Here is a 15,741-nt window from a genome sequence, read left to right as displayed (position 1 = left end):
ACAACTGACAACTGACCAAAAAAAGGCGGCCTTTCGGCCGCCGTGTAACCCCTGGGCAGGGCGTTGGAGGAAGTTCAGTACCTGAAGGTCATTTCCAGCATCACACCGTCGTCACCCATGGGATAGACGGTGGCCTGGTTGCGGGGGCGCAGGCTTGCGCTTCCCTCCCAGCGGCGCGTGTTGTCCTGGACATGGCCGGTGCTGATGAGCTGCAGGCCGCGGGCGTATTCCCGGGCGAGGTCCCGGTTGAGCGCGAGCGTTGCCTCGGTCAGCGACGCATAATGCCCGCCTTCGCCACCGGCCTGGCCATGGACCGCAGGGGAGGCCATCAGTGCCACAGCTGCGATGGCGGGAAGCACCAGGGACAGGGCGCGACGCCGGACACGACTGCCGCCGGCGCGTTGCTCCGCACGGTAGTCGTGCACGGGGGGCGAGACAGTAATCAGCCCGGGCAGTGCACAGGAGGCGACAGGAAGGGCGCAAGCGCGAGTGGAGTGGTGAGTGTTCTGGTGTGCCATATGGGCAACCCCGCTGTCGTAGGTAATCCCGTAGACCGGTAGTTTTGCGTCCCCGCCTTTCAGCGGGTTTGCCTTTTTCCGCATGGCCGCTTTCACGGCCACGATTTGATTCTGGTCGGCGCCCGGCCACGGATTTGTGTGCTCCGTCACACGTTACCGGGCCGTTCATCGGGCGATCTGCAACGCTGGTGCGCGAAATGCCAACGGCCGTTGTGAAGTTGTCGCGCCAAGCGACTGATTGAGCGGGATGAAAAAAGGGAGCGGGGAGAGAGGGGTGCGCGGCCGGGTCAGGCCGGGTATTGCGCCAAGGATCGCGAATGATTGTGGTCTCTCGGCAGGTCTGGCGCAGCCCTTTTGCAGGAGAAGCGTATCTGTAGGTCGCCCTTCAGGGCGACAGGTGCGGCCTGGTCAGGCACCGCATAGGCCGGTGCCGAGGTGCAAACTGTCACCGCGGTTCCACCATCAGATGCCCTCATTCCCGTTGCTGATTCAAGAGGTTACGCAGAGCCGCCGGCCGCCTTGGTGCAATGTCCGGGTCAGAGCTGTTTGCCGACCCAGACGACGTCGGTGGCGCCGGGGAGGGTGCGGGTGGAGAAGCCCAGTGACCGGGCCAGCCCCAGCATGCCGCTGTTGCCTGCCAGGACTTCGCCCTCCATCAGCGTCAGACCACGGCTGCGGGCCACCTGCATCAGGGCCTGCATCAGGTGGGTGCCGATGCCGCGGCCCTGCCAGTCATCGGCCACCACTAGCGCGAACTCGCAGCTGCGCCGATCCGGGTTGGCGGTGTAGCGGGCCACCGCCACCTGAAGCTCGCCGCCGCGTTCGTCCTCCATGACGGCGATCAGCGCCATTTCACGGTCGTAGTCGATCTGCGTGAAGCGCACCAGCATCTCGGGGGTCAGTTCGTGCATGGCCTGCATGAACCGGAAGTAGCGGGATTGCTCCGACAGGCCGCGCACGAAGCTCTGTTCGATGCGCGCATCCTCCGGTCGGATCGGGCGGATGGTGAGCGGGGTGCCGTCGGCGAGGTGCCAGCGGCTGACCAGCGACGACGGATAGGGGTGGATGGCCATGTGTGCGTACGGGTCCGCATCCGCCGGCGGCAGCTCCACAGCGATGCGCGCATCCACTGCCGCAAGTCCCTGCTCGTCCACGATCAGGGGGTTGATGTCCAGCTCCACGATCTGGGGCAGTTCGCAGACCATTTCGGAGAGACGCAGCAAGACCTTCTCCAGCGCCTCCTCGTCCACGGGCGGCATGTGACGGAACTTCTGCAGCAGGCGGGCGACGCGGGTGCGGCGGATCATGTTGCGGATGATGGTCTCGTTCAGCGGCGGCAGTGCCACGGCCCGGTCCTGCATGACCTCCACGGAAATGCCGCCGGAACCGAAGCTGATCACGGGACCGAACACCGGGTCGCGCAGGGCGCCGACCATGAGTTCGCGACCGTAGTGGCTCCGGTACATGCGCTCCAGGGTGACCCCTTCGATGCGCGCCTCCGGGCGGGCCTCGCCGGCCGAGCGCACCATGTCCAGAAACGTGGCGCGCACGGTGTCCGCGCCCGTGATGTTCAGGCGGACGCCGTCCACATCGGACTTGTGGGTGATGTCGGGGGAAGCGATTTTCATGGCCAGCGGATAGCCCAGGGTGCTGGCGGCCACCACCGCCTCGGCAGCCGTGCGCGCCTGTATGGTGTGGCTCACGGGAATGCGAAAGGCTGCCAGCACGGCCTTGGCTTCGAGGCTGCCGAGGGTATGGCGCCCTTCGGCCAGTGCCCCCTCGATGATCATGCGCGCGCCCTGTACGTCGGCGGGGCTGCGGTCGCTGAGCGGGCCGGGCACCTGCAGCAGCAGCCGCTGGTTGCGCCGGTATGCCGCCAGGTATCCGAAGGCCTCCACCGACGCCTCGGGCGTGGGGAAATGGGGCACACCTGCCCGCGTCAGGGCGTCGCGCGCTGCTTCCACCTGGCGTCCGCCCATCCAGCAGGCCAGCAGGGGCTTGCGCGATGTCTCCGCCACCTCGATCACCGCCGCCGCGGCCGCCTCCGGTTTCGTCATGGCCTGGGGTGTGAGCATGGTCAGCACGCCGTCCACGCCGGCGTCCGCCAGACAGGCCTCCAGCGCACTGCGGTAACGTGCATCGTCGGCATCACCCAGTACGTCCACGGGGTTGCCGTGTGACCAGTGTGCGGGCAGGGTGGCATCCAGGCGGCTCGTGGTGTCAGCATCGAGTTCCGCCAGGGCCACGTCCAGTTCCACGGCGCGGTCGGTGGCCATGACGCCCGGGCCGCCCGCGTTGGTGATAATGGCCAGGCGATTGCCCCTGACGCGGGTGCCGCTGGAGAGCATGCGTGCGGCGGAGAACAACTGCGACACGGTGCGCGCACGCACGGCGCCGGCACGGTCCAGGGCGGCATCGAAGACATCGTCCGCACCCACCATGGCGCCGGTGTGGGACATGGCCGCCCGGGATCCCTCCGCGTAGCGCCCCGCCTTGATGACGATGACCGGTTTCATGCGCGCCGCGGCACGCAGTCCGCTCATGAATCCCCGTGCACGGTGAATGCCTTCCACGTACAACAGGATGCTGCGCGTTTCGGGATCCATGGCGAGGAAGTCCAGCACGTCGCCGAAGTCCACGTCGGCGGCGGCCCCCAGCGAGGCCACCAGGGAAAAACCCACGCCCTGGCCCTCCGCCCAGTCCAGGATGGCGGTGCAGATGGCGCCGGATTGCGATACCAGTGCCAGGTGGCCGTGTTCGGCGGTATTCCGGCTGAAGGTGGCGTTGATGCGCTGGCTCGGTCGAATGAGACCGAGGCAGTTGGGGCCGATGATACGAACGCCGGTCTCCCGCGCCACCTCGATCATCTCCGTCTGCAGGCGCGCGCCCCGGTCCCCCGTCTCCGCGAAGCCCGCGGACATGACGATGACCCCGGCGACACCCGCCTCGCCGCACTGACGCACGATCTCGGGCACGGTCTCCGCGGGTGTGGCCACCACGGCCAGGTCCGGCGCGCGTTCGATGTCCGCGACCGAGGCCACACAGGCACGCCCCATGACCTTCTTGTGTCGGGGGTTCACCGGGTAAAGCGTGCCGGGGTACCCCATCTCGCTCAGGTTCTGCAGGACACGCCCGCCCACGGCCTCCGGGCGTTCACTGGCGCCGATCACCGCGATGCCCTGTGCGGACAGGATGCGATGGAGATAATGGGGACCCATGGCGGTGTACCGCGAGCGATGACGGGCTTTTAGTCTTTCATGACGGTTTCTGCCGATCAATGGCGTGCAGATCGCGGGCTGCGTATGCTGTTGGGGTCGAACCCGTCGTTGCCATGTCCGGACTCAGCCTGACCGGCGCGTCCGCACCTCTTCCACGCGTGGTATCCGATGACCGTCTATTTCATCTCCCACCCTGTCTGCATGGAGCACCTCACACCGGGCTACCATCCGGAACGCCCGGAAAGGCTGGCGGCCATCGACGATCAGTTGCTGACGTCGGGAGTGGGGTCGCTGCTGCATTACCGGGAGGCGCCGCCGGTGACCCGTGAGCAGCTGCTGCGCGTGCATTCGGCGCCCTATCTGGATGAGCTGTCGCAGGGGGCGCCATCGGCCGGCAAGACTGTCTGCCTGGACGGAGGGGACACGTACCTGTCGGAACACAGCCTGGAGGCGGCCAGCCGCGCGGCCGGCGCGGTGGTGTCGGGCGTGGACCTGGTCATGACCGGCCAGGACAACGCCGCATTCTGCAGTGTTCGCCCGCCGGGTCACCATGCCACCCGTGATCACGCCATGGGGTTCTGCCTGTACAACAACATCGCGGTGGGCGCAGCCCATGCGCTTGCCGCCCATGGCCTCGAGCGCGTCGCCATCGCCGATTTCGATGTGCATCACGGCAACGGCACGGACGACATTTTTCTGCATGAGCCCAGGGTGCTGTTCTGCTCCACGTTCCAGCACCCCTACTATCCGTACCAGGGCGCAGAGCGCCGATCCGGTGTCCCGCGTGTCAACGTGCCTCTGCCTGCAGGCACTGGTGGGGAGGCGTTTCGCGCCGCCGTGCGCGAGCACTGGCTGCCGGCCCTGGAAGAATTCCGGCCGCAACTGTTGCTGATCTCCGCGGGCTTTGACGCGCACCTGGAGGACGACATGGCCGGGTTCGGCCTGGTGGAGGACGACTACGCCTGGGTGACCCGGAAACTGAAAGGCATCGCCGAGCGCCATGCTGAGGGGCGTATCGTCTCAACCCTGGAAGGCGGCTACGCCCTCTCGGCACTGGGACGCAGCGTTGTGGCGCACCTCAAGGCTTTGCTTTGAGGTGTGGCAAGTCTCAAGTGGCAAGCGGCAAGGGACACCACCCTCACCCCAACCCTCTCCCTGAGGGAGAGGGGGCATTTCCTTGCCACTTGAGACTTGCCACTTGCCACTTGCCACTGCCTTAATTCGGCTCGTTGCCCGGCTTCCACTTGATGTTGCAGCCGAGGCTGGGTTTCTGGTCCTCGGGGATGGGTCGGCCGGCGAGCAGGGCGTCGGCGGCGGCGCGCAGGTCCTCGCCGGTGACGGGGACGTCGCTCCCCGGGCGGGCGCCGTCGAACTGACCGCGGTAGACCAGCTTGCGGTCGGCGTCGAACATGAAGAAGTCGGGCGTGCAGGCCGCCTGGTAGGCCTTCGCCACGGACTGGTCTTCGTCGTACAGGTAGGGGAATTCGTAACCGAAGCGGCGCACCTCGTCCTTCATGTGCTCCGGGCTGTCCAGCGGGAAGTTTTTCACATCGTTGGAATTGATGGCGATCACGGCCAGGCCCTTTTTCGTGTACTCACGGCCGAAGCGGGCGAACTCGTGGCGGATCAGTTGCACAAAGGGACAATGGTTGCAGATGAAGGCGATCACGTAGCCCTTGGCGTCGGGAAAATCGTCCAGGGAGACCTCCTTGCCGGTGCCAGGATCGGGAAGACGGAAGTCGGGGGCCGGCGTGCCCAGTTCCAGCATGACGGAGGGAGTGCGTGCCATGGATTCGGCTCCTTGGAATTCGGTGCATTGGATGATATGTAACGAATTATTATAACTCCCCCGCCGCAGCGGGCCATTTCCGCCCCGAGCAGTAGGGGCGCTAGCCGGCCTTGACATGCGCTGCAGCTTCTCCATGCTGAGTGTGTGGCAGTCAGACGAGGTGACACCATGAACGACCTCCTTGAGGACCTGCGCCGTCAGCTGGAACAGCTGCGTGACGATCTCCAGGCCCGCCTGGAACGGGTGGAGCGCAACGTGCGTCATGAAGCGGAACCGCTGGACAAGGATTTTGCCGAGCAGGCGGTGCAGCGGGAGAACGAGGAGGTGGTGGACGCCCTCGGTAACGAGGCGCGCCGGGAGCTGGCGCGGGTACGTCACGCGCTCAAGCGCATGGACGAGGGGACCTACGGCCTGTGCGAGGCCTGCGGCGAGCCGATACCCCCGGGGCGCCTCAAGGCCCTGCCCCACGCGCGGCTATGCACCCAGTGTGCGGAGGAGCAGGAAGCCGGGGGGCGCTGACCGGGTGAGGCGGGTGGACGGACCGCGATCGTTTACGAGCCTTGGTGAGAGATACTCTGGCCAATAACTGCGTTTTCCTTCGGGTTGAAATCGAGGCGCGGCGGCGCCAACTCTGTGGCATTGACGGATACGACCCGTTCGGAGGACGACATGGCAGGCTGGCTGCAGGGCAACGTGGTGGAGCGCAAGCGCTGGACGGCGCGTCTTTTTTCCCTTCGGGTGGACGCTCCGGTCGACCCGTTCGAGCCGGGTCAGTTCAACCGCCTGGCGCTGGACATCGACGGTGAGCGGGTCGGGCGCCCCTATTCCTACGTCAATCCGCCCCAGGAAACCCCGCTGGATTTCTACTTCAATACGGTGCCGGACGGCCCCCTGAGCAATCGCCTGGCGGCCCTGGAGCCGGGCGACACCGTGCAACTCATGTCCAAGCCACAGGGTTTCTTCACGCTCTCGGAACTGCCGGATGCCGATATCCTCTGGCTCATGGCCACCGGCACGGCCATCGGGCCGTACCTGTCCATGCTGCGCACGGACACGCCCTGGAAGCGGTTCAAGCGGGTGGTGCTGGTGCACGCGGTGCGCACTGCGGACGAACTCACGTACCGCGACGTGATCGAGGGGTTCCGTGATCACGGACGCCAGTTCAGCTTCGTGCCTTTCGTCAGCCGCGAGGCGCACCCCGGCGCCCTCCCGGGCCGCGTCCCTGCCGCGATCCGCGACGAATCGCTGGAGCGCCGCGTGGATTTACCCCTGAGCCCGGACACCTCGCAGGTGATGCTGTGCGGAAACCCCGAGATGGTGCGCGACGCCACCGAGGTGCTCAAGGAACGTGGCATGCGCAAGAACCGCCGCAGGACGCCTGGGCACATAACCACGGAACATTATTGGTGAAAGGCAGATACAAGGGAAAAGGTACAAGATACAAGGGGAGACACTGAGACCCTACCCTTGTACCTTTTCCCTTGTATCTTGTACCTTCACCCTAGTACCTGCTTGATGTACCTCGACGACCACGCATCGATCACGGCTGCCACGTACTCAGCGTCATCGGCGTCGGTCAGCAAATGATCCATATCGTCCAGTGAGACGAAGCTCTTGGGGTGGCGGGCGGTGCGGAACAGGTGTGAGGCATGCTCGATGCCCACCACGTCGTCGCCGGGGGCGTGCATGACCAGCAGGGCGCGGTTGAGGGTGCGCACGCAGTCGTCCAGCGTGGCGGCCTCGATGTCGTTCAGGAATTCCCGGGTGATGCGGTAGCTGCCCGTGCCACCGATGTCCACGTGGGCCGCGCCCTGGTCACGAATTTCGTCGATGTGATCGGAGAACGCGTGCCGGACGTGGGCCGGTTCGCTGGGTGCGGCGATGGCCACCACCGCGCGTACCGAAGGGATCCGCACGGCGGCACCCAGGGAGGCCGCACCCCCCAGACTATGCCCCACGAGCAGGGCGGGTGCCTGGAGATGTTCTGCCATCCAGCCGGCGGCACTGACGATGTCCAGCACGTTGGCGCTGAAGTGGCTGTCCTCGAATTCGCCCTCGCTGTCCCCCACCCCGGTGAAGTCAAAGCGCAGCACGCCGATGCCCCGCCTGGCCAGTGCGCGGCTGAGACGTACGGCCGCCAGGCTGTCCTTGGAGCAGGTGAAGCAATGGCTGTAGATCGCCCAGACACGGGTATTTCCGGACGGCAATTCCAGACGGCCCGCGAGCCGCTTTCCCTGGTGGTTTTCGAAGGAGATGTTCTCGGTGGGCATCAGGCGTGTGCGGCGCGGTCCTGGCAACGGGCACACAGGCCCCGGACCTCGACAATGCGCGCTTCCGTGTGAAACCCTTGGCGCGCGGCTTCCCGGTCGAGAGCGCGCCGGATGCCTTCGTCCCCGCATTCGCTGACGTGGCCGCAGTCACGGCAGATGAACAACTGGGACTGGTGCGCCTTTTGCGGCCGGTCACAGCCCACGAAGCCGTTGAGGCTCTCGATGCGGTGGATCAACCCCTGTTCCAGCAGGAAGTCCAGGGCACGGTACACCGTGGGCGGCTTCACTGTGCGATCTGCGGAGCTCAGCTGTCCGATCAGGTCGTACGCCTTGATGGCCTCGTGGCTCTGCCAGATCCGCTCGAGCACCTTGCGGCGCATGGGGGTGAGGCGTACGCCGCGCCGGGCACAGATCTCGTCCGCGCTGGAGAGGGCCTGCTCGATGCAGGCGTCGTGGTTGTGCTCGTGGTCCATAGTGCTTCTTCGTACCGGTTGCGCGGTGGGCTGTCAATCCAGTCGGCGGCGGCCGTCATGTTCTGCTCGTCTCCTGACAGAGGGTTCACATAAGGAATGTTATGTTATAACATCTCTCTCCCTGCAACCACAGCCAGGGAGAAGACCCCATGTCCAAGCGCAATCTCAATCACGGTGGTACCGGTGTGCTGGCTGCCGTGGCCATCGCGGCAATGCCCCTTGCTTCCCCGGTCAAGGCCCAGGAGGGCGTAGACCTGAACATTTCCCTCATTCTGGAGGGGATCTACTTCAATGAGTTGCGCGAGGGGAACGAGTCCCCTGCCGGCTTTGGCGGTGGCCATCATCACGGCGACGGGCATGATCACGGTCATCACCACGGCTTCGACGAAGGCTTCAATCTGGGTCATTCGGAACTGGTGCTGGAAGCGAAGCTCGGGGACTTCATGGACGGTACGCTGATTCTCGGCTTCGATGATCATGACGTGGAAGTCGAGGAGGCCTACCTGAGGACCCGCAGTCTGCCGGCAGGCTTCCAGTTGAAGGTCGGCAAGTTCCTGTCGGACGTGGGCTACATCAACAGCCACCACCCTCATGACTGGGACTTCGTGGACCGCCCCCTGGTCAACGAATACCTGTTTGGTGACCACGGCCTGCAGGAGATCGGTGTTCAGGCCACCTGGCTCGCGCCGACACAGTCCTACACCCTGCTGGGCGTTGAGCTGCTGCAGGGTGAGACATCCGGGGTGGCCAACTATCGGGGTGAGCAGAGCGCCATTAATGGCACGGAGCGCATACTCGAGGATACCGAAGGTCCCAGGCTGATCACGGCGTTTGCCAAGTTCGCACCCGACCTGGGCCCCGATCATGCCGTGCAGTATGGCGTGTCGGCCGGCTATGCGCGCCGTTACCAGGAGACAGAAGCGCATTCCACACGTTTCGAGGACTGGAACGGGACCGCCTGGTTTGCGGGTCTGGATGCCGTTTACAAGTATGACGCCGGTAGAAGCTACGGCCACGGCAACTGGCGCCTGCAGGGTGAGTACTTCTACCGGGTGATCGACGTCGACCGACGCGATGTCGAATTCACGGATGTAGACTCCGACGGGAATCCGACCGGCCGAAACATCGGGGATGTCCGTAACGTTCAATCGTTCAAGAACAAACAGGACGGTGTCTATCTGCAGGGGGTCTATGGTTTCGCGCCGCGCTGGGAGGCCGGTCTGCGCGCCGAGGCACTCGGCCTGACCAACGAGATCGGTCGTGGGGACGGCAGCAGCCCGGATCCTTCCTACCGCTATGCCGCCATGGTCACCTTCCGGCCTATCGAGCCGGTGTTCCTGCGCGCCCAGATCAACCACAACGACTACGCCGATGACCACGGGCGTGATCGCGGCCTGGATTTCATGCTTCAACTGAATGTCGCGCTTGGCGCGCACGGTGCCCATCGCTTTTGATGACGAGCGCCCCCGTCCCGGCGTGACACGCATCTGCACGCCGGAGCCATCTGTCACAACGCACAGCCCATCGGGAGGTGGCCCATGCCCCTGAAGCGATACGTCATTGTCCTGCTTGCGATGGTCCTGGCCAGCGCGTGGACGGCGCCCCAGGCGCAGCCCTTGGAGGTGGTCGCGACGACCCCCAGCCTGGGTATGCTGGCCCGGGCGGTGGGCGGCGACCAGGTCCGCGTCAGGGTGCTCGCGCCGGATGACAGGGATCCCCATTACCTGGATGCCAGGCCCAGCTACATGGCGGCCGTACGTCGTGCCGACCTGCTGCTGGAGATGGGTGCCGGGCTCGAGGAAGGGTGGCTGCCGGCCGTGCTGTCAGGTGCTGCCAATCCTGCCGTGAACGAGGGCAGACGCGGGCACTTCCGGGCCTCGGATACCCTGTCCTTGAGGCGCTCCGTCACCATGGACGGGCCCAACGTGGGCCATGTTCATGCTGAGGGAAATCCGCACTTCAACATTGATCCCTTACGCATGGCGGTGTTGGCAGACGCCCTGGCCAAGCGCATGGGTCAACTGCGAACGGAGAAGGCGGATTATTTCCTGGCCCGGTCCGAAGATGCGGCACAACGCCTGCGTCAGCATGCACGTGCCCTGGCCGACCGGATTCCCGCCGACCGGCAATTCGTCGCCTATCATGAGGATCTTGATTACCTTGAGGAATGGCTTCCGGTCAAGGTGCTGGGTTACCTGGAGCCGGTACCGGGTGTGCCGCCCACGGCCCGGCACCTGCGTCGCCTGGTGCGGGATCTGGAGGGCAGGGAAGGCCGGGTGCTCCACGCCCGGTATCAGCCCTCGCGTGGTGCCGGGTTCCTGCAGCGGCATCTGGGTTGGGACATCCACGCCGTGTCTCTGGAGCCTCCGGTGGATGCCGATCTGGAGGGGTATCTGGAATTGATGAGCCAATGGGCGGCTGTCTTCGGGGGCGGGTAAGCCCGTGTGGGTGCGCCCGGAAATTGACGGGGCGAAGCGGTGAGCGTTGACCCGCTCGTCCGGGCCGATACGCTGGTTGTGGGCCACCGTTTCCCGATCTGCAGGCCCGTGTCGTTTGAGTTGCGGCCCGGGGAGATTCTCGGACTTGCCGGCCCCAACGGCTCCGGCAAGACCACGCTTCTCCATGCCATTGTCGACGCGGAGCACGTGCTTTCCGGCAGCCTCGTGCGCCGTAGGGATGCAGAACTCACGGTGCTGCAACAGCGTCCCGGACTACCAGAGGAAGCGCCGTTCACCGGCGCTGATCTGCTGCGCATCTGCAAGGCGGAGCATCGTGATCCGCCACCATGCCTCCTTCCGTTGCTCCCAAAGCGCATGGACATGCTGAGCGGTGGGCAGGTACAGCTGCTGCACGTCTGGGCCTGCCTGGGCTGCAGCGCCTCTCTGGTCTTGCTGGACGAACCCACGAACCACCTCGATCCGGACGCCCGGGTCCGCCTTGCAGACATGGTCGAGACCGGTCGGGCAGACCGGGGCCTCCTGCTGGTCAGTCACGACCGAACCTTCCTGGAGCAGACCTGTAACCGGGTGGTGGATTTGCTGCCGGCGACCGCACAATTCTGAGGACATGGCCCGATGACCGCAACGCTGCTCTGGGATCCGCTCTTTCGAGATCCGCTGATGGTTGGACTTGTGCTGGCACCACTGGCCGCCGTGCTCGGCTGCTGGCTGCGAGTGCGTGACGAGTGGCTTGCATGCCTGGGCTACACGCACGCCGCAGGGGCTGGAGGGGTTCTGGCTGCCGCGATCCATGTTCCGATGCTGCCGGCCGCGATGGCCGCAGCCTGTGCGGCGGGGGGTGTCAAGGCCGCCCTCGGACGGGTGGGAAACGAGGCCTTTGCGGTCATGCTGCTGTCGGGTTGGGCTTTCGCCCTGCTCCTGGCGGCGAATCATCCGAGAGCCGACGTGGTTGGCCGGGTCTTCCTGGACGGTCAGATACTGTTCGCCAGCCGGGATCAGCTGTGGGTCGCACTCGGCGTCGCGGTCGTCGCGCTGGCGAGCCTGCCCGTATTGTCACGCCGCCTGCTGCGGCAAAGATTTCAGCCTGCACATCATCGCGCCAATCGCCGCACTCACTGGGCATCTGGCCTGGCATTCGATCTGCTCGTGGTCCTGTCGATGGCGGTCTGTTCCATGGCCATGGGAGTGATGGCCGCCTTTGCCATGGTCCTTGTACCGGCTTGGGTTGCCTGGCGGCTCGCCCGAGGCTGGCACATGACCCTGTGGCTCAGTGCCGGACTGGCTGTGATTGCGTACCTGTGCGCCTTCCTGCTGGCGATTCTTCTGGACCAGCCCTTCGGCCCCGTCATGGTGGCGGTCCTGCTCACGGGCCTGCCGCTGCGGCTGCTGTCCCGCCCCGGGACGTCTGGATGAGCGGCGTTCGGCACAGGTTTCACTGGTGCGAACCTGAGCAATTTGTGATCATTAGAGGATGACACCTTCGCGGACATACGCGTGACGCCGGACGATATCGGTGCCATCAGAAGGCGCCTGGCTGAGCTCCGGGTTGAACACCGGGACCTGGACGCGGCCATTCTGCGCCTGGAGGAGGGTCCGTTTGTTGATCAGCTGCGGATGACCCGACTGAAAAAGCGCAAGCTGATGATCAAGGACATGATCGCGCGCCTGGAGAGCAAGTTGATTCCGGATTTGAATGCGTAAGGTAGGTACAAGGGCAAAGGTACAAGGGGAAAGGGGACGTCCTGAACCCCTTTGCCCTCGTACCTTGTATCTTGTACCTGAAATAAAAAACGGCGGCGCCTGTTAAGGCGCCGCCGTTTTTTATTGCCTCTATCAGCCCCAGATGTCGGTGGTGATGCTGCGGTACCAGCCGCGGGTGTAGTCGGCCTCCCGGCGGCGGAACTCGCGGTCCGCATCGGCGGGGCTCACGCCCCCCGAACCTTCCACGCCCCTGATGGAGCCGTCATCGTAGCGATACACGGCAGCCACGCTGATGCCCCAGTCGGGGGTGATCAGGCTGTAGCAGGTGTTCACCATGGATGGTTCAGGCGCATCGATGCCCCTCAGGCCATTGACGATGGCCGCCGCAACCAGCTTGCCCTGGCTGTTGGCCGAGTGCCCGGATTTCGGCATGGCCCCAGCGACGCTGGAGTCGCCGATCACGTGGACGTCCGGGTGGATGCTGGAGGCGAAAGTCCTCTGGTCCACCGGACACCAGCCTGCCTCGTTGGTCAGCCCGGCATCGTGGGCAATCTGGGCGGCCTTCTGCGGCGGGATGTAGTTGATCACATCGCCGCGGTAGCGGTTCAGGCCGTCGTCGGAGAAGACCGTGCGATTGGCTACGTCCACCCGGTTGACCATGCCGCCCCGGTCGCCCCCGACCCACTCGATCATGTCGCCGTAGTTCGCCTCCCAGCCGCCCATGAACAGGCCCTGCTTTGAGAAGCCTTCCTTGACGTCCAGGATCAGCACCTTGGAGCGCGGCTTGTGGGTCTTGAAGTAGTGGGCGACCATGCTGGCCCGCTCGTAAGGCCCGGGCGGGCAGCGGAAGGGGTTGGGCGGGGCCACCATGATGAATACGCCCCCGTTGGGCATGGCCTCCAACTGGCGGCGCAGGATCTGCGTCTGCGGGCCGGCTTTCCAGGCATGGGGAATGCGGTCTGCCGTGGCCTCGCTGGTCCCCTCGGCGGCGGCTTCCCAGTCGAAGTCGATGCCCGGGGAGAGGACGAGTTTCTGGTAGGACAGCGTGCGTCCCCCGGCCAGCCTGACCTGGTGGGCGTCGGGTTCGATGGCGGTGACGCGGTCCTGGATCACGTTTATCCCGTGCGTGTCGCGCAGTGCCTGGTAGCTCTGCGCGATCTGATCCATCTGGCGGAACCCGCCCAGGACCCAGTTGCTGCCGTAGCAGGTGTGATAGGTGGCGTTCGGCTCGACCAGCGTGACCTGCAGGTTGGGATCGAAGCGGCGCAGGTACTTGGCCGCCGTGGCGCCGCCAGAACCGCCACCGACCACGACGATGTGTTCACCGTTCCTGGGTTCGGTGGGCATCGGGGCGCAAGCCGCCAGTGCGGAGGCCGCACCGCCCGCGCCAAGTGCCTGGAGAAACTTTCTGCGTGAAATTGTCATGTTCTGGCCCCCTTAGCGCATACCGTCGAAGTAATCGGCGAGAAGTTCGATTTCGGCGTCGGTATAGCCCTTTGCATGACGCCCCATGACGGTGGAGGGTCGGGTGCCATCCCGGAATCCGCGCATGGTCTGGATCATGAGTTCGCGCGGAAATCCGTGTACCAACGTGGGAATGGTGGCCTCGGGGGCTGTGCCCGCCGCGCCGTGACAGGCCAGGCAGGTCTTGGCCATGAGTGCTCCGCGCGTGACTTCCGCCAGGGCGCTTTGGGAGGCTGCCGCACCGCTCAACGAGACTGCGAGCGCAACGGCAGCAAGGCGTGTATATCTCATGGTGTGCTTGCTCCTCAGAATTTGATGGTCGTGGTTCTTGTGATGTTTGAGCGACGGGTGCGAAAGTGTCCCGCCTGTTGTGTCGGATGCCCGGTGCACACCGGTCCGGGTCCTTGCCGGTCGCGTCATTCCGATATGAGCCGGGGTGGCGACATTTAGGCAACACACGGTTTTGTATAGCACAGCATGGCCAAAGGTGGCAAAAGGACCGCCCGTACTGGACGCTATCGGCGCTTGATTTGCCGGCGTGCGGAGGCCATAAAGGGCGGCAGCGTACACATCTGCAGGGACAGACCATGCATTCCGAACGACGCAGGCACCCGCGTATTCCCATGGAAGTGGACGTGGAGTTGTATTGCCCGGGAGACGAAATGAGAATCGTGCGCACTCAGGATCTCAGTGGCGGTGGCGTGTTGCTGCTCTTTTCCGAAGAGGGCCGCCCGGCGCCGGGTACGCGGGTGCAGGTGCGTGTGGTGGGCACGCTGGGTGGTGAGGGCGAGCAGCCGCCCCTGGTGGAAGGCCGCGTGGTGCGTCACCTCCCGGAAGGGATCGCCGTGGAGTTCATCGATACCTGAGTGCGCCGCTCAGCCAATGACCTCCTTGTCCACCAGGTCACGGTAGGCGTGCCAGGTGGCGTGACCCAGCAGAGGCAGGATCACGATCAGGCCCAGCATGAAGGTGGCGAAGCCCAGAGCGATGAGCACCACCAGCATCATGGCCCACAGCAGCATGGGCGCGGGGTTGTATTTCACCACCCGGATGCTGGTGACCACGCAGGTGATGATGTCCTGGCGGCGCTCTTTCATCATGGGCAGCGTCACCACGCCCGTGAGGAACACAACCAGCGCAGCCAGGCCTCCGCTGAGGCTGAATACCAGGAAGAACCCGAAGCCCTGTTCAGTGGTGAACAGGGCTGTCCAGCTGTCCTGCAGCTTGTCCGGGACCGACTGGAAGAACAGGGCGATCATGAGGCTGGTCGAGCGGATCCAGGCGATCATGAGGACGCTCAGGAAGACCGCGTACAGCGAGATGCCCAGCGAGTTTCGGCGCCACGACGTGAGGGTGTCCATGAGCGTGACGGGTTCGTTGCGTTCCAGCTTGCGGCTGATTTCGTACAGGCCCAGGGCCGAGAGCGGGCCCACGAGCAGGAAGCCCGCCATGAACGTCAACACCAACCAGGGCTCGTTCCATGCACCCAGCACCAGTGCATAGCCCACGAGCGTGAAGAACAGGCCATATCCCAGGCTCAGCACGGGCGTGCGCTTGAGGTCCTCCCAACCTCGGGCCAGCCACAGGTAGGGACGGTCCGGTGATACGCGATACAGCGTAGGGATGTGAAGGTTGGGGGAGGTGTTGAAAACCTTGTCCATGCATTGCTCCTTGACCGCGGGAAGGGTCGACGGTGTGTCGGCCATGATCGTTGTCGTCATCCTCTCACTTATCTGCCAGCGCACCCGAGTGTATAGTTCGGATTTTCCGACTCTTCCATCCTCGGGGTGCCCGCGACCATCGCGGCGGGGGCGTGATCTGGCTAGCCTGCATATCTCACCGGGATCGC

The 15,741-nt window shown here is 64.9% G+C and carries 17 protein-coding genes and 1 riboswitch; of the genes, 9 read left to right on the top strand and 8 right to left on the bottom strand.

Features of this window, described 5'->3' with window-relative positions; all coding sequences use genetic code 11:
* Positions 1-74: 74 nt before the first annotated feature.
* Both B1C78_RS00785 and B1C78_RS00780 read right to left on the bottom strand, forming a co-directional pair.
* Positions 75-425: a hypothetical protein gene (locus B1C78_RS00785; RefSeq protein ID WP_077277245.1), complete on the bottom strand. Its 351-nt coding sequence runs from the start codon at positions 423-425 to the stop codon at positions 75-77.
* A gap of 93 nt (positions 426-518) precedes the next feature.
* Positions 519-601: riboswitch (cyclic di-GMP riboswitch) on the bottom strand.
* Positions 602-1,054: 453 nt separating this feature from the next.
* Positions 1,055-3,736, bottom strand: coding sequence for a bifunctional acetate--CoA ligase family protein/GNAT family N-acetyltransferase (locus B1C78_RS00780; RefSeq protein ID WP_077277244.1), 2,682 nt, complete (start codon positions 3,734-3,736; stop codon positions 1,055-1,057).
* Between the two features lie 168 nt (positions 3,737-3,904).
* On the opposite strand from B1C78_RS00780, the gene B1C78_RS00775 reads away from it, so the two are divergent.
* Complete coding sequence (locus tag B1C78_RS00775; protein ID WP_077277243.1) at positions 3,905-4,831, top strand: histone deacetylase family protein; 927 nt, start codon at positions 3,905-3,907, stop codon at positions 4,829-4,831.
* A 121-nt stretch (positions 4,832-4,952) separates the two neighbouring features.
* Here the strand turns inward: B1C78_RS00775 and B1C78_RS00770 are convergent, their stop codons facing one another.
* The gene (locus B1C78_RS00770) at positions 4,953-5,525 is read right to left on the bottom strand and encodes a thioredoxin family protein (RefSeq protein WP_077277242.1); all 573 of its coding nucleotides are present in this window, start codon (positions 5,523-5,525) and stop codon (positions 4,953-4,955) included.
* A 168-nt stretch (positions 5,526-5,693) separates the two neighbouring features.
* On the opposite strand from B1C78_RS00770, the gene B1C78_RS00765 reads away from it, so the two are divergent.
* Positions 5,694-6,044, top strand: a complete 351-nt coding sequence (locus tag B1C78_RS00765) for a TraR/DksA family transcriptional regulator (RefSeq protein ID WP_077277241.1) — start codon at positions 5,694-5,696, stop codon at positions 6,042-6,044.
* A gap of 150 nt (positions 6,045-6,194) precedes the next feature.
* The gene (locus B1C78_RS00760) at positions 6,195-6,935 is read left to right on the top strand and encodes a ferredoxin--NADP reductase (RefSeq protein WP_077277251.1); all 741 of its coding nucleotides are present in this window, start codon (positions 6,195-6,197) and stop codon (positions 6,933-6,935) included.
* An 86-nt stretch (positions 6,936-7,021) separates the two neighbouring features.
* On the opposite strand, the gene B1C78_RS00755 is transcribed toward B1C78_RS00760, so the two are convergent.
* Together B1C78_RS00755 and B1C78_RS00750 are read right to left on the bottom strand one after the other, a co-directional pair.
* Entirely contained in the window at positions 7,022-7,795 is a 774-nt protein-coding gene (locus tag B1C78_RS00755; protein ID WP_077277240.1) for an alpha/beta hydrolase family protein, read from the bottom strand.
* Positions 7,795-8,268, bottom strand: coding sequence for a transcriptional repressor (locus B1C78_RS00750; RefSeq protein WP_077277239.1), 474 nt, complete (start codon positions 8,266-8,268; stop codon positions 7,795-7,797). The genes B1C78_RS00755 and B1C78_RS00750 overlap by 1 nt, the downstream gene beginning before the upstream one ends.
* Positions 8,269-8,417: 149 nt before the next feature.
* Here B1C78_RS00750 and B1C78_RS00745 point away from each other — a divergent pair, with 149 nt between their 5' ends.
* The 5 genes from B1C78_RS00745 to B1C78_RS00725 all read left to right on the top strand — a co-directional run bounded on the left by B1C78_RS00745 (position 8,418) and on the right by B1C78_RS00725 (position 12,428).
* Positions 8,418-9,722 (top strand): TonB-dependent receptor, encoded by a 1,305-nt coding sequence (locus B1C78_RS00745; RefSeq protein ID WP_077277238.1) that lies wholly within the window; start codon positions 8,418-8,420, stop codon positions 9,720-9,722.
* A gap of 120 nt (positions 9,723-9,842) precedes the next feature.
* Complete coding sequence (locus B1C78_RS00740; RefSeq protein ID WP_245795251.1) at positions 9,843-10,706, top strand: metal ABC transporter substrate-binding protein; 864 nt, start codon at positions 9,843-9,845, stop codon at positions 10,704-10,706.
* A 39-nt stretch (positions 10,707-10,745) separates the two neighbouring features.
* Complete coding sequence (locus B1C78_RS00735) at positions 10,746-11,330, top strand: ATP-binding cassette domain-containing protein (RefSeq protein WP_077277236.1); 585 nt, start codon at positions 10,746-10,748, stop codon at positions 11,328-11,330.
* Positions 11,331-11,387: 57 nt separating this feature from the next.
* The gene (locus B1C78_RS00730; RefSeq protein WP_175628191.1) at positions 11,388-12,140 is read left to right on the top strand and encodes a metal ABC transporter permease; all 753 of its coding nucleotides are present in this window, start codon (positions 11,388-11,390) and stop codon (positions 12,138-12,140) included.
* A gap of 81 nt (positions 12,141-12,221) precedes the next feature.
* A complete protein-coding gene (locus B1C78_RS00725; RefSeq protein ID WP_077277234.1) occupies positions 12,222-12,428 on the top strand; it encodes a YdcH family protein in 207 nt (68 codons plus the stop codon).
* A gap of 132 nt (positions 12,429-12,560) precedes the next feature.
* Here B1C78_RS00725 and B1C78_RS00720 read toward each other — a convergent pair whose 3' ends face one another.
* Both B1C78_RS00720 and B1C78_RS00715 read right to left on the bottom strand, forming a co-directional pair.
* Positions 12,561-13,853 carry an NAD(P)/FAD-dependent oxidoreductase gene (locus B1C78_RS00720; protein ID WP_077277233.1) on the bottom strand — a complete coding sequence of 431 codons (1,293 nt, stop codon included), beginning with the start codon at positions 13,851-13,853 and terminating at the stop codon, positions 12,561-12,563.
* 12 nt (positions 13,854-13,865) lie between these two features.
* Positions 13,866-14,183, bottom strand: a complete 318-nt coding sequence (locus tag B1C78_RS00715) for a c-type cytochrome (protein WP_077277232.1) — start codon at positions 14,181-14,183, stop codon at positions 13,866-13,868.
* Between the two features lie 296 nt (positions 14,184-14,479).
* Between B1C78_RS00715 and B1C78_RS00710 the strand changes: the two genes are divergently transcribed.
* Positions 14,480-14,758 carry a PilZ domain-containing protein gene (locus B1C78_RS00710; protein ID WP_077277231.1) on the top strand — a complete coding sequence of 93 codons (279 nt, stop codon included), beginning with the start codon at positions 14,480-14,482 and terminating at the stop codon, positions 14,756-14,758.
* Between the two features lie 9 nt (positions 14,759-14,767).
* Here B1C78_RS00710 and B1C78_RS00705 read toward each other — a convergent pair whose 3' ends face one another.
* Positions 14,768-15,553, bottom strand: coding sequence for a DUF2189 domain-containing protein (locus tag B1C78_RS00705; protein WP_077277230.1), 786 nt, complete (start codon positions 15,551-15,553; stop codon positions 14,768-14,770).
* Between the last annotated feature and the right edge of the window lie 188 nt (positions 15,554-15,741).

It is taken from the genome of Thioalkalivibrio denitrificans, assembly GCF_002000365.1.
Lineage (GTDB): Bacteria > Pseudomonadota > Gammaproteobacteria > Ectothiorhodospirales > Ectothiorhodospiraceae > Thioalkalivibrio_A > Thioalkalivibrio_A denitrificans.
Note: the sequence above shows the minus strand (reverse complement) of the source record. Positions and strands in the feature narration are given on the sequence as shown.